Source organism: Hymenobacter sp. HD11105 (genome assembly GCF_054051685.1).
This window is the reverse complement of the sequence record NZ_JBSWBR010000003.1, coordinates 151,510-165,639: the sequence shown is the minus strand read 5'-3', so window position 1 is coordinate 165,639 and position 14,130 is coordinate 151,510. Positions and strand designations below refer to the sequence as shown.

10 protein-coding genes are annotated in these 14,130 nt (G+C 54.7%); 8 read left to right on the top strand and 2 right to left on the bottom strand.

The window, feature by feature from the left end; genetic code table 11:
• Positions 1-260 precede the first annotated feature (260 nt).
• Together ACW9KT_RS11465 and ACW9KT_RS11460 are read right to left on the bottom strand one after the other, a co-directional pair.
• On the bottom strand, positions 261-2,690 hold the full coding sequence (locus ACW9KT_RS11465; RefSeq protein ID WP_457080455.1) for a glycoside hydrolase family 2 protein: 2,430 nt from the start codon (positions 2,688-2,690) through the stop codon (positions 261-263).
• Positions 2,691-2,695: 5 nt separating this feature from the next.
• The gene (locus ACW9KT_RS11460; protein WP_457080453.1) at positions 2,696-5,284 is read right to left on the bottom strand and encodes a cellulase family glycosylhydrolase; all 2,589 of its coding nucleotides are present in this window, start codon (positions 5,282-5,284) and stop codon (positions 2,696-2,698) included.
• Positions 5,285-5,501: 217 nt separating this feature from the next.
• On the opposite strand from ACW9KT_RS11460, the gene ACW9KT_RS11455 reads away from it, so the two are divergent.
• The 8 genes from ACW9KT_RS11455 (at position 5,502) to trpA (ending at position 14,063) form a co-directional block, all read left to right on the top strand.
• The gene (locus ACW9KT_RS11455; protein ID WP_457080451.1) at positions 5,502-6,698 is read left to right on the top strand and encodes an alpha/beta hydrolase; all 1,197 of its coding nucleotides are present in this window, start codon (positions 5,502-5,504) and stop codon (positions 6,696-6,698) included.
• 281 nt (positions 6,699-6,979) lie between these two features.
• Complete coding sequence (locus tag ACW9KT_RS11450; protein ID WP_457080449.1) at positions 6,980-8,452, top strand: anthranilate synthase component I family protein; 1,473 nt, start codon at positions 6,980-6,982, stop codon at positions 8,450-8,452.
• A gap of 28 nt (positions 8,453-8,480) precedes the next feature.
• Entirely contained in the window at positions 8,481-9,053 is a 573-nt protein-coding gene (locus ACW9KT_RS11445) for an anthranilate synthase component II (protein ID WP_457080447.1), read from the top strand.
• Between the two features lie 179 nt (positions 9,054-9,232).
• A complete protein-coding gene (gene trpD, locus ACW9KT_RS11440; protein WP_457080445.1) occupies positions 9,233-10,222 on the top strand; it encodes an anthranilate phosphoribosyltransferase in 990 nt (329 codons plus the stop codon).
• 182 nt (positions 10,223-10,404) lie between these two features.
• Positions 10,405-11,217, top strand: coding sequence for an indole-3-glycerol phosphate synthase TrpC (gene trpC / locus ACW9KT_RS11435; RefSeq protein WP_457080443.1), 813 nt, complete (start codon positions 10,405-10,407; stop codon positions 11,215-11,217).
• 22 nt (positions 11,218-11,239) lie between these two features.
• On the top strand, positions 11,240-11,941 hold the full coding sequence (locus tag ACW9KT_RS11430; protein ID WP_457080442.1) for a phosphoribosylanthranilate isomerase: 702 nt from the start codon (positions 11,240-11,242) through the stop codon (positions 11,939-11,941).
• Positions 11,942-12,037: 96 nt separating this feature from the next.
• Complete coding sequence (gene trpB / locus ACW9KT_RS11425; RefSeq protein WP_457080440.1) at positions 12,038-13,237, top strand: tryptophan synthase subunit beta; 1,200 nt, start codon at positions 12,038-12,040, stop codon at positions 13,235-13,237.
• 1 nt (position 13,238) lies between these two features.
• On the top strand, positions 13,239-14,063 hold the full coding sequence (gene trpA / locus ACW9KT_RS11420) for a tryptophan synthase subunit alpha (RefSeq protein WP_457080438.1): 825 nt from the start codon (positions 13,239-13,241) through the stop codon (positions 14,061-14,063).
• The last annotated feature ends 67 nt before the right edge of the window (positions 14,064-14,130 follow it).

Genomic DNA, 14,130 nt, shown 5'->3' with positions numbered 1-14,130 from the left:
GCTAAAACCTCCAACCATTCTTGTTACAGTAAATAGCAATTAACTGGTTCGGTGAAAGTCTAATTGTGTGAATAAAACACAATCGATAATCTTAATTGTGAGGGAATAAAAAGGGCTTGTATGACTGAGAAATACAGCTGTTTTTAAATGCCAAAATCAAGGCTTAGTTAAATTTTAATGACAGAGTATTTAATCCCTAAATCGAAGGTTAATAAGCCATTTGTTGAGTCAGTAAGCGACACTTTACCTCTTTGACTTTCTTATTTACTCGTAATAGTGAGCGAGTTATTAGACAGGCCCACGGCTTCACTAGTAATCTTCACTGTACCTGCTTGGGGGGGCATTTTTAGCAAGATGGTAGCGATACCAGCTTCAGCCTTCACGGGATTATCACCAATAAGCTCGGCACCTTGGGCACTAAATTGAATAGCCGTGGCAGCGTCCGGAACTACAGTGCCGTTGGCATCAACTACGGAGGCATACACGAACACCATGTCATTTTGATTGGCAGTCAAATCTTTGCCATGGCGGGCGTAGGTTAGCTTTATGCCGTTGGGGGCACCTGGCGTGCGCCGTTCCGTTTGAGCAGCCTTTTTATTTTGGTAGTAGCCCACGGCGCTTAATGTACCGGGTGTGAAGGTGGGCAACGTAAAGGTAAAGGGGGGGTGCGGCAGCTGGTCGGAAAAAGCATTCTTATCGGGGCGCTGGCGAGCTATTACGGTGCCATTAAGGGACAGTTCTACCTCGTCGCAGTTGCTGTACACTGTTACTTGCTTGCTTGAAGTCGGCTGCCAGTAGTTGGCAATGAAAACCATGGGTTTACCGAAGCCGTGGGGGGCATTTATGGGGCCGTACTGGCTCTGATAGAAGTAGTAAGCAAACTTGGGCAGGCGGAAAATGTCGGCTACTCCGGATGATTCGATGTCCGGGGCATAGCCGCGCTTGTAGTCAAACATCAGCCAGTTAGCGTCGCCGACCGTGGGGCTGCGGTAGTTGTCGTTGTGTGCTTCCTGAAAGTTGAGCGCCTGCTGAGTCAGGGCCCGCTCGCCTTGGCCACGCAATTGGCGGGAAGTACGCTCCGATTCTTTCAGGCCCGCAAAGGCAGTTTGATTGAAGCCAGCATTGTGGGCGTAGTATTCCCAGTCGCCGTATTCGCAGAGAAACAGGGTTTTTTTGCCGTTGTACTTGTGCCAATAATCCGGAGCCTTACGGTGCTGACGAGCCGGGATGAATACATCGTAGGCATAGTCCATCCAGCCGCAGGTGTACACGCCGTCCGGCCAGGGCAATTCCTCATGCACCGCCGCATGGGTTTGCTCCATGTAGGGCTTGCTCATGTTGGTCTCGTTCAGCGACGATTCCCAGAGGATAATGCTGGGGTGGTTACGGTCGCGGCGCACCATGTCGCGCACGTCCTGCTGGCTGTTTTTCTGAAATTCCGCGTCGCCAAAAAACTGCCAGCCGGGAATGGAGTTCATCACCAAAATTCCTAACTCGTCGCAGGCGTCCAGAAAGGCCGGGGAAGGAGGATAGTGGGAGCAACGCACAAAGTTGAAACCAGCATCCCGAATCTGCCAAGCGTCGCGGTACTGAGCATTGTCTGATAATGCGTAGCCCAAATAAGGGTACTCTTGGTGACGGTTAGTACCGCGCAAACGCAGCTTTTCGCCATTGAGATAGAAGCCATCGGTAGCGAAGAGGATACTCCGCACACCGGTTTTAACTTTCTGACGGTCAATGATTTTTTCTTCTCGCAGCACTTCAACCACAAGCTGATATAAGTATGGCTGCTCCGGCGACCAAAGCTGCGGCGTAGCAATAGTAATCTGCTGCTTGACTTGACTGAAAGCACCGGTGGCGATGGTAGCTGCTTGACTTTCTGCGCGGCCCACTTCTTTCCCCTGCGCATCAAGTAAAGTTGTGCGCACTTGCGCCAACTGCGTCTGGGGGGCATTATTCTGCACATCCGTTTGCACGTGCAGCGTTGCTGATTGGGAGCTTACGTTTTCGTAGTGCACCAAAACTCCGCCACCCGCTGGGCGGCCAGCTTGTACCGGATCAGAAATGTGCAGCGGGTCGGTGAGGGTGAGGCGCACCGTTCGATAGAGGCCGCCGTAGAAGTTGAAATCGAGGCCCTTGAGCGGCTTGCCGGGCGGTACGGCGGGGTTGTCCTGGTTGTTGAGGCGCACCAGCAAGCAGTTCTCCTGACCATACTTCACTTGGCGCGAAATATCGACGGTAAAAGGCAGGTAGCCACCTATGTGGCGTTGCAGCCGCTGTCCATTCAGATACACATCGGCCGTGTGCATGGCCGCGCCAAACTCAAGAACCACCCGCGCCCCGGGCCCGTCCGATGGCATCTGAAAATACTTGCGGTAAAAGCAGTTGCCTTGCCACTGTAACTGATTGGGAGCTACGGGCTCCAGCTGCGGTGTATGGGGCAGTGAAACGGTAGCCCAGTTAACAGGTAAGCTTGATGTTTTGGTGAAAAGTGCCGCAGTTACCGTCGTGTCAATGTCCTTAACGAACTGCCAGTTTTGGTTGAAGTTGGTGATGACTTCCGGTTCGCCCTTCTGTTTTGCTGCATCCGTGGGCCGACCTCCGCATTGCCCTAAAGCTGCCAGCAGTGCCACGCCAAGGCTGGTGCGAAGAAATGTGGTGAACAAGGTCGAGGAAGATGAAATCAACATAGGGCTTATTGTAGAGAAACTGATTCGATATCCACGTGCAACTGCCCACTAGCGGGGGCGGCAGCGTCGAGTACTACTTGTAGGACTTCTGTGTCTGATAGCTTCAGAGGAAGCTGGCTGGCAGACTGATAAGTGAGGGGCAGAAAGCCTGGGTAAGGGCGGGGCAAAAGCAGCAGAGCATCGGGGCGGAAGGAGGTGAGCGGAATGCGCAACTCCTGCAAATCAGCGCCGAGCTGCACCGAGGCAGAAAAAGCCACCGCATCCTTTGTCATCAAGACCACTTTCACGCTTGTCGCGGCTTGGTTGGCACGGGCTTTCACTACTACTTCCTTGAAGGTAAGCAAATCTGTAGCGCGGCCAGCCAGCTTATGGCCAAAGAACATACGCAGAGCGGCCGTAGGACCCGGTGCAGTGGGCGTGCTTTTGCCGACCTGAGGCTGTCCTACCACGAAGCGCAGCACTAACTCACCAGCGGGCGTAGTGACGTAGTCAGTCCAGGCAGTGCTGCTGATGCCGCGGGCTTCCACTTGGTTATGGTCTTGGCGGGCATGGAACAGCGGCAGCGGCGCCCCCGTCGCCACGATAGGCACAGAGTAGTTTTCGGCGTGATAGTAGTCCCAGTCGCGGGGCTCACCGGCGAAGCCGCCAGGGAAGGTAATGGATTGCTGGGGGGCTTTTTTCAGCACAATCCAGTAGCGCAGCAAGCCTGAATAGGCCAGCTCGGCAGGCACGATAGCTTCCACGGTGGCGTAGCTGGTAGTCGTCATGGGTAGGGTGAGCGTGCGGCCGTAATAATGCTGAGCCACCAGAAAAATACTGTCTTGAGGTTGGGCGCCGGTGAGGCGGGCTGAGATGCGCACCGGCTTTCCGGCCGACACCTGCGTAGGCGGCGTGTGCAGCACCTGGGGGGCAATTTTAGTTGGCGCGGGGGCCGCAAATTCACCCAACTTGATTTGGTTGAACGCAGTTTGAGCAGTGTAACCGCTAGTCGATTTGCCTTTAGCCGCCAGTAAGTACACGCCCGGCCGCACGGTGGTACGCCCATTGGTAGCCAGCGCCTGCGTAGTGTTGCCTTCGTTGAGGCCGCGCAAGGTAAAATTGCCCCCCAGCTCGGCCAGTGCAATTTGTAGAGGCTGCTCGTTCCACAAAATCTGCGTGACGGTTTTGCTCAGCGAAGTTTTCTCAAACGGGTCCTGAATGGGCACCGCATCAGGCATGACTTCTAGGCGCCACACGCCCGCAGCCAGCCGGTCGAGGAAGTAGGCACCGGTGCCACCGTAGCGCACTATTGGTGAGGAGCCTACGCCTGCCAAATGCCGCAAGCTCGCGGCTTTTTTGGGTTGGGTAGTCGTGGAAGTGGTGTGGTAAAACTCCTCGGGCGTGTTCATCTCGCTGAGCTGCTCCCGATAGCTCACGCGAAAGGCATCAAACACCGAGTCGGCGGGGTAGCGCGGAAACGATTGTCCGCGATTTATGCGGTGAAACACCTTTGAGGCAATTAGCAGGCTCAGTGCTTTGGCCGGGGTGTAAGCTAGGTTGAGATAATGGGTTTGATATTCTGTGTTGGCGTAAGCAATAGCCATTGGGTCGTAGGCGAATTGCGTGGCCCACTGGAAACCGGCTTCCCGAAAGCTCTTGGCCATAAACGGGTACATAATCGGCTGGATAATATCAGCCGATTCAAACTCATATACCATCTTGGCCTCGGCAGTGAAGCGCTTATCTGTGCGAAACGGGATGGGGTACTGATCGACGTAGGGCAGGAAATTGCCCCGCAAAGCGTGCCCGCTCACCAGCCCCTGCGGATACCACTGAAAGGTGACCCCATCCACGTTGGCGTCCAAGATGGCATCGTAAACTGCGGGGCTTTCAGCGATGTTGTAAAAAACCGGTTTGCGGCAGCCGGTGGCCCGGATAGCCTGCGCCATGCGGTTAGCAAACGCGGTAACGGGTGCCTCGGGCTTGCTGTACTTAGGCTCATTGCAGACCTCGTAAGCAATGATGTCCGGATCTTCGCGGTTGAACTGCTGGGTATATGCATTGCGGTGGTTAAGAAACTGGGTTAAATACCGTTCCTGGGCCAATATTGCTCGCGGGTTGGTATAGGCCTGCTGTTTCGAGTAAATGCTAGAGAAGCCCGTGCCGGTGTCGGGTTCCGGATAGCCGTTATTCCAGTAGGCAATGGGCGTCAGAATAATCTTGATGCCGCGCTGCTTTAGCTCAGCTACCAAAAAATCGAGCAGCTTCAAATGCTCATTCTCCTGCAGATTACCCAACGTATCCGTGATTTCTACGTCCCACACGTGCACTCGAAATGCATCCAGACCTAGCCGCGATAGGTGGTACACGTCCTGCCGAATCGCTTGTTCGGGGTTGGCGCCTACGCGCTGATGGGCCCGATACGCGTGGGCAAAAGGCGTAGTGTAGTTTACCCCAAATAAGGCTACTTCCTTCTTCGTCTTCTGCCAACGCAACACGCCTTGCTTGTCTACCAAAACGTCGCCCGTCGGCTGACGCATCGCCATTTGGGCTACTACCGGGAGCGGCAACAGATTATTCCAGATGACAAGAAGTAGGAGGAGTAAAAAGCGCATAGGCAACGGTAAGGGCAATATGAATTAAGACCTTACGATAGAGGAAACGGATAGGTCAGCTGTAGTGATTTGCGCAATCGTTTGCGTTGCTAAGGTAATAGGATTATCCTTATTTATTCTAGCATTGTGAATACTTCCCAGTACAAGGTCTATCTTCACCTCCTGGCCTAGCTACTTTTATACAAGTTCTTGTCTTGATCTCAACAATTTGATTATCATGCGCATATGCGTCCTTTTGATGTGCTTAGTGATGGGAAGAGGTATTTGCCACGCCCAGATCATTTTGCGTATTAATCGCGTCCCCGCCAACACACCCGCCGATGCTGTGCTGTACGTCGCGGGCTCCTTCAATAATTGGAACCCTAAAAGCGCTTCGCACGCTTTCACCAAAAACGCTGACGGCACCTACCAGGTGACATTAACGCCCAGCGCTGAAGCTTTCGAATACAAGTTCACCCGCGGCACTTGGGAAACTGTGGAAACCGATGCCGCGAATAAAGGCATTGAAAACCGTCGCTACTCGGCCCTGGGGGGCAAAATGGTGAACCACGACATCAGTAATTGGCAGGATTTGGCCGGCGGCGCACCGGTCAATAAGCATACGCTCACTCCCAACGTGACGGTGCTATCCGATTCCTTCGCTATACCTCAGCTCAACCGGAAGCGGCGCGTGTGGGTGTATTTGCCCAACGATTACGCCAGCAGCCCCCAACGCTACCCCGTGCTTTACCTGCACGACGGCCAAAATGTGTTTGATGAGTTTACCAGTTTTAGTGGGGAGTGGGGAGTCGATGAAACGCTGCGGCAGCTCCAGCTTGCGGGTCAGGATGCGGGCTGCATCGTGGTAGCCATCGACCACGGTGGCGACGCGCGTCTCGATGAACTCTCGCCCTGGCGCAATACCAAGTACGGTGGCGGGCAAGGCGATGCCTACCTCAACTTCATAGTTCAAACGCTGAAACCTCAGATCGATGCCAAGTACCGCACTTTGCCTGACCGACAAAATACGGGCATTGCCGGCTCGTCTATGGGTGGGCTGATGTCGCTGTACGCGGGGCTAAAGTATCCGCAATTATTCAGCAAAATCGGAGTGTTTTCGCCGGCGCTGTGGTTCGCTCAGGACTCCGTATTTGCTTATGTGCGCCGGGCGCGCTTGCGGCAGCCGATGCAGTTTTACCTAGTAGCTGGCGAGCAGGAAGGTGAAACTATGATACCGCTAATGGCTGCCCTGCGGGATTCTTTGCGCAAAGCAGGAGTAAAGTCGACATCAATCAGCTACCGGGCCGTGGCCGATGGTAAGCACGCCGAATGGTTTTGGCGACGTGAGTTTCCGGCGGCTTACCAATGGTTGTATAAGCCAAAGCACTCGGGGAGCAAAAAAGCCAGTGCAAACCGACGAAGCGTATCTGGTTGAGGCTCTACTAATTCAAAAAATTCTTGCGCGTTATGAATGGGTCCTTATATTTGCGGCACAAACGCCTTCTAATACGGCAATGAATTTCTCAATGACTTCGCAAGCATGGTGGTGGCCTCTCCGAAACTCCGGACGGGAAAACCTGTGCGTGCGGTAAGGTCATTTGTATAACGAACCTCGCATCGAACATAAAGGAAAGCCCGGCCACCCGCCGGGCTTTTTCGTTTCCCGGTGGTTTGAATCAAGCCCTTGCCGCTTACTAAAAACGCCCCCCACGTTCCATGAATAACTCGCCGCAATCCACTTATTCGCTCAAAACACGCCACGTGCGCTTGCTAGCCGATACCGTGACGCCCGTGGGCCTTTACCTGCGGCTGCGCGACCAGTACGCCAACTGCCTGCTACTAGAAAGCTCCGATTATCACGGTCAGCAAAACGCGTTCAGCTATTTGGCTTGCGACCCACTAGCCCGCTTTGAGCTAAGCCGCAGCGAGCTGACTCAGATCTTCCCAGACGGCACTACAAGTACCGAAATGCTGGCGCAGCCTCGCCTCGCTCTCGATCGGCTACGAGAGTTTGCCAACCGTTTCCAGGCTGAGAAAAGCGAGTTTGATTTTATCACTGGGGGGCTTTTTGGCTACATGGGCTACGAGGCGGTGCAGTATTTTGAAGATCTCACCTTGAATCCCGCCAAAGAATCTGCCGGTCAGATTCCGGACATTATCTACGGCACCTACCGCTACGTTATTGCCATCAATCACTTCCGCAATGAGCTGTATGTGTTCGAACACTCGCCCGCCGATGAGCCCACCGACCACGACGGCCTGACGCGACTGGTGAATCTGGTACGCAATCCGAGCTTGCCAGAGTTTGGGTTTGCGCCAGTGGGCGAGGAGGATACCAACCTCACCGATGAGGAGTTCTTAGAAAAACTGGCTGCTGGTCAAAACCACTGCCGCAAAGGCGACGTGTTTCAAATCGTGTTGTCGCGTCGTTTTTCGCAGGGTTTTGTGGGTGATGAGTTCAACGTGTACCGGGCCCTGCGCTCCGTGAATCCGTCGCCGTACCTGTTTTACTTCGACTACGGCAACTTCAAAATCTTCGGCTCCTCGCCCGAAACGCAGTTGCTCATAAAAGGTCGCGCCGCCAGCCTGTTTCCCATTGCCGGTACCTTCCGCCGCACCGGCCACGATGCCGAAGACGCCGCCCTCGCCCAAAAGCTAGCCGACGACCCCAAGGAAAACGCCGAGCACGTAATGCTCGTCGACCTGGCCCGGAACGACCTCGCCCGCCACGGCGACGAAGTGAAAGTGAAAGTTTTCCGCGAAATCCAGTATTACTCCCACGTCATTCACCTCGTGAGCGAAGTAACCGCTACCCTGGCCCCGGATGCTTCTCCTCTGCAAGTGGTAGCCGACACCTTCCCTGCTGGCACGCTTTCCGGTGCCCCCAAACACAGCGCTATGCAGCTGATAGACAAGCTCGAACCCACAGGCCGCGGCTACTACGGCGGCGCCCTAGGCTACCTTGGTTTCAACGGCGACTTCAACCACGCCATCATGATTCGCTCCTTCCTTAGCACCGGTAATCAGCTTCACTACCAAGCCGGCGCCGGCGTAGTTGCTGCCTCCGACATCAACTCCGAACTAAACGAGGTGCATCACAAGTTGGCTGCACTACGCAAAGCCTTGAAAATGGCCGAAGCCATAGGGGAGAAGCTGACCGCTACGCAAACCACAAGCGTTTCTAATTGAGCAGGTACATCGCATTCAGTCCTTTATCATGAGTATCCTCGTTCTCGACAACTACGACTCCTTCACATACAACCTCGTGCAGCTCTTGCGCGAGCTAGGCTACGGCGCCCAAACCACCGTGGTGCGCAACGATAAAATTACGCTGGAGGAAGTAGACCAATACGACGCCATCATGCTTTCCCCTGGCCCAGGTGTACCCGCTGATGCCGGCTTGATGCCCGCTATTATTGAGCGCTACGCGCCTACCAAACGGATGCTGGGCGTGTGCCTCGGCCACCAAGGCATTGCCGAAGCCTTCGGGGGGCAATTATATAACCTGCCCGCCGTGCTCCACGGCATCGCCACCGACGCCGACATACTCACCGGCGAGGATCGATTATTCAAAAATTTGCCCCCCAAGTTCAAGGTCGGCCGCTATCATTCCTGGGTCGTAACGCCGGAGTCTATGCCGACTGAATTGGAAATAACCGCCACTGATACCAATGGCCAAGTCCTAGCCTTGCGCCACCGTCAGTATGACGTGCGCGGCGTGCAGTTTCACCCTGAGTCTATCCTGACTGAACATGGACATGAGATGTTGAAAAACTGGTTAGCCGAATAAGAATAAAGCTTTACTCCAGCCCGTCATGCAGAGCGCAGCGAAGCATCTCGCGTGCTGATGTTGCAAGAGTAACCCTGACGACTGAACGGGAGATGCTTCGCTGCGCTCTGCATGACGGGCTGGAGTAGGGTATAAGAATACACTCGACGAAATTCAACAAATCAGCATAATCTCCGATTTTGAAACACATCCTCACCACCCTTTTCGACCAGCAAACCCTCACCCGTGAGGAAGCCCGCGAGGCCATGTTTCGCTTGGGTCAGGGAGGCGTAAATGCATCCGAAACGGCGGCTTTCATGACCGTGTACCGGATGCGGCCCATCACGGTGCCGGAGCTAAGCGGCTTTCGCGATGCTCTGCTTGACCTTTGCCGCAACCCGGAGCTAGGCACCCACGAAGTGCTCGATATCGTCGGTACCGGCGGCGACGGCAAAGACACGCTGAACATCTCCACTCTAGCTTGTTTTGTAGCTGCCGGTGCCGGGTACAAAGTGGCGAAGCACGGTAACTTCGGCGTATCGTCTGTGTGCGGCTCTTCTAATATTCTGGCTCATTTTGGCTACGATTTTGAGGCACCGTCCGACACTTTGCGGCGGCAGTTGGATGAGGCGAATATCTGCTTTCTGCACGCCGCCGCCTTTCACCCCGCCATGCGCCACGCTGGGCCAGTGCGCCGGGAGCTAGGCGTACGCACCTTTTTCAATATTCTAGGTCCGCTGGTCAATCCGGCCCGGCCGGCCGCGCAGCTGGCGGGAGTGTTCAGCCTGGAATTGCTGCGTTTATATAACTACTTGTTTCAGCAAACCAGCACCCGCTACGCCGTAGTACACGCCCTCGATGGCTACGACGAACTCTCACTTACCAGCGCAGCCAAAGTGGTGTCGGCGCGGGGCGAGCAGGTAGTGACTGCTGCCACATTAGGAATGCCTACTTACACCGCCAGCGACTTAGCTGGGGGGCAAACTGTCGCCGAATCGGCGACCTTGTTCCTCCAGGTGCTTGACAACGAAGGTACTCCAGCCCAGCGCGATGTAGTAACCGCCAATGCTGCCCTAGCCATTCAATGCGCCGACCCAAGCTTGTCCCTGTCCGATGCGTTGGCAGTAGCCCGCGAGTCGCTCGCTAGTGGCGCGGCGCGTGGGGCTTTTCACAAACTGCTGAACGTGTAGAGACGCAATAGTTGGAGTCTCGTCGTTGAACGACGCGTTGCCAAACAATCTGAAGAGAGGCATTCAACTAAACAACTTCAGCAACGACAAGACTCCAACTATTGTGTCTCTACACCTTGCTCGAATCAATTATTCATTTCTCTCATAGCCGACCAAACTCTCCGGCTTCTTGTTCTTAGCTCATGGCTACTATTCTTGATCAGATTATCCAACATAAGCGCCGCGAGGTAGCCGAGCGACTAAGCTTGGTGCCCGTGAAGCTGTTGGAGCGCAGCTTGTACTTTAGCACCAAACCTTTGTCGTTGCGCCACTACCTGTTGCGCGAGGATTTGAGCGGTATCATTGCTGAGTTTAAGCGCAAATCGCCTTCGAAAGGCTGGATAAACCCGCACGCGCCCGTGGAGCGCACCACTATCGGCTATATGCAGGCTGGCGCGTCGGCCCTGTCGGTGCTCACGGATAAGGAGTTTTTTGGGGGGCAAAATGAAGATTTGATAACGGCTCGCCGCTTCAATTTCTGCCCCATTCTGCGCAAAGACTTTGTGATTGATGAGTACCAGATTCTGGAAGCCAAAAGCATTGGAGCTGATGCCGTGCTACTCATCGCAGCTGTACTCACACCCGCCGAAATAGCGCAACTCGGCCGATTCGCCCGTAGCTTAGGCATGGAAGTATTGTTGGAAGTACACAATGCCGAAGAGCTAGACCGCAGCCTCGATGCGGAAGCAGTGAACTTGGTAGGCGTCAACAACCGCAACCTCCACGACTTCAGCATGAGCCTGGAAACCTCCGCCGAACTGGCCGAGCGCATCCCCAACGACTTCGTGAAAGTATCTGAGAGCGGGCTGAGTACGGCCGCTGCCATTCAGCAAGTGCGCGGCTACGGTTATCGTGGATTCTTATTAGGCGAGGCTTTCATGCGCCACAGTCGCCCCGAAAAAGCCTGCGCCGCCCTAGTGCAAGAACTACAGGCTGCGGAGCCCATTACAGCGTAACTAAAACCTCAGCCAGTACCTGATGAACCCTACTCTCCATATTAAGGTGTGCGGAATGCGTGAGGCAGACAGCCTAACAGCTGTGGCCGCGCTGCAACCAGATTTTCTGGGGTTCATCTTCTACCCAAAATCCAGCCGCTACGTGGGAGAGGAGCTAAGGGCCGCCAGCCTAGAAAATTTGCCCCCCAGCATCAAAAAAGTAGGCGTTTTCGTCAATGAAACGACCGAAATTATCCGGCAGCGGGTGCAGGAGTTTAAGCTGTATATGGTGCAACTCCACGGCGACGAAACGGCTGCTCAATGTCAGGAGCTACGCGCACCGGACCTGCTGGTAATGAAGGCGTTTGCGCTGGGGGGTAATTTTGACCTCGACACGCTTTTGCCCTACGTGCCGCACTGCGACTACTTTCTGTTCGATACCAAAGGCGAGCAGCCCGGCGGCAACGGCGTCGTATTTGACTGGCAACTGCTGCGCGATTATAATCTGCCAGTTCCTTATTTCCTCGCCGGCGGCCTCGACCTATCACACGCCGAAACGCTCCGGAACCTCCAGCTCCCTGGCTTGTTTGCCGTAGATCTAAACAGTCGGTTCGAAGTTTCGCCTGGTAAAAAGGACCCAATCCGGCTGGGGCAGATATTCCGGCAGCTTCGGGATGAGCCAAGTTATACTAATATAAAAGGCGGTCATGCAGAGCAAAGCGAAGCATCTTGCTCACGCCATTAGAATACTAACCAGACGTCAGCACGCGAGATGCTTCGGCTCCGCCTCTGCATGACGTTCTAAAATTCTCACTCAGAATAAAAAACTTTCACCTACGCTATGGCTACTACTTCCGCTTTCCAACCCAATGCCCGTGGCTACTACGGTGAGTTCGGGGGGGCATTTATTCCCGAAATGCTCTACCCCAACGTGGAAGAATTGCGCGAGCAATACCTCACCATTCTCGCCGACCCCGATTTCCAGCGCGACTACCAGCAACTCCTGCGCGACTTCGTAGGCCGGCCCACGCCGCTGTTTGAAGCCAAGCGCTTGTCGGCCCGCTACGGCACCCGCATCTTTCTGAAGCGCGAAGACCTGTGCCACACCGGCGCCCACAAAGTCAATAACACTGTCGGTCAAATTTTGCTGGCTCAGCGTCTGGGCAAAACGCGCATTATCGCCGAAACCGGCGCCGGCCAACACGGAGTAGCCACGGCCACGGTTTGTGCCCTGATGGGAATGGAATGCATTGTGTACATGGGCAAAACCGACACCGAGCGCCAGCGCCCCAATGTGGAGCGCATGCGCCTGCTAGGCGCCGAAGTTCGCCCTGTTACCAGCGGCAGCCAAACCCTGAAAGATGCCACCAACGAAGCCATCCGCGACTGGATTTCTAACCCCGTCGACACTCATTATATTATCGGCTCGGTGGTAGGCCCGCACCCGTACCCCGATCTGGTAGCGCGTTTGCAAGCCATTATCAGCGAGGAGATTAGAAAGCAATTGCTGGAGAAAGTAGGTCGTGAACTGCCTGATTATGTGGTGGCTTGTGTGGGCGGCGGCTCTAATGCAGCGGGAGCTTTTTACCATTTTCTGGATGAGCCTTCAGTGAAGCTCATTGCAGTGGAAGCAGCTGGTAAAGGTATCAAGTCAGGCCACTCGGCGGCTACGTCGGTGCTGGGAAAACCAGGTATTATTCACGGCTCGCGTACTTTGCTTATGCAGGATGAAGACGGCCAGATTACGGAGCCTTATTCCTTGTCAGCGGGACTTGATTACCCAGGTATTGGGCCGCTGCACGCCTTTTTGGGTTCATCGGGTCGGGCACGGTTTATTTCCATCGAAGACGAGCCAGCGCTTCGGGCGGTGGCTGAGTTGAGCCGTTTGGAGGGCATCATTCCAGCTTTGGAAACTGCGCACGCGCTGGCTGCTTTAGCCGAGATAGGAGCGGGACCGGATGATATTGTGGTGTTAAACCTATCGGGCCGCGGCGACAAAGACTTGGATACTTACTTAAAATACGCTGAGCAAATGCACTAACATGGCTAACAACCAATTGCTGCATGAACTCAATAATCAAACGATGAATAACCGTATTCAACAAACCTTTGCCGCCAAGAAAGGCAAGCTGCTCAATATCTACTTCACGGCTGGCTACCCCACGCTCGACGCCACGGTGCCGCTGATTCAAACCCTAGCCGCTGCCGGCGCCGACCTCATCGAAATCGGTATGCCCTTCTCCGATCCGCTGGCCGATGGCCCGGTGATTCAGCAAAGCAGCACTGCCGCGCTGGCCAATGGCATGAATATGCGCGTGCTGTTCAAGCAGCTTCAGGATATCCGCCAAACCGTACCCGACACGCCCTTACTGCTCATGGGTTATTTGAATCCAGTAATGCAGTTTGGAGTGGAGAACTTTTGCCGCCAAGCCGCCGAAGCAGGTGTTGATGGCATCATTCTGCCCGATTTGCCGCTGGATGATTACGTGGCTGAATACCAAGAAATTTTTCGTCGCCACAACCTGCGGCCCGTGTTTCTCATCACGCCCCAAACCAGCGAATCCCGCATCCGCCGCATCGACGAGCTGACCGATTCGTTTCTCTACCTAGTATCGGGCCCCGGCACTACTGGGGGGCAAAACACGCAGAGTGAAGGCGTGCAGGAAGCGTATTTCGAGCGCATCGCCGCCATGAACTTGCGTAACCCGCGCCTTATTGGCTTTGGTATTGGTGACAAACCCAGCTTCGAGCGCGCGTGCTCTTACGCGGAAGGCGCCATCATCGGCTCCGCTTTCATCCGGGCCCTGGAAGGCGCCGACGATGCACCCGCCGCCGCCAAAGCTTTCGTTTCTTCAGTTTTGAGCTAAACAAAAATCGTCCGTCATCCTGAGCTTGCGAAGGACATTATGCTAGTTGAACGACTCGTTTTCAAGT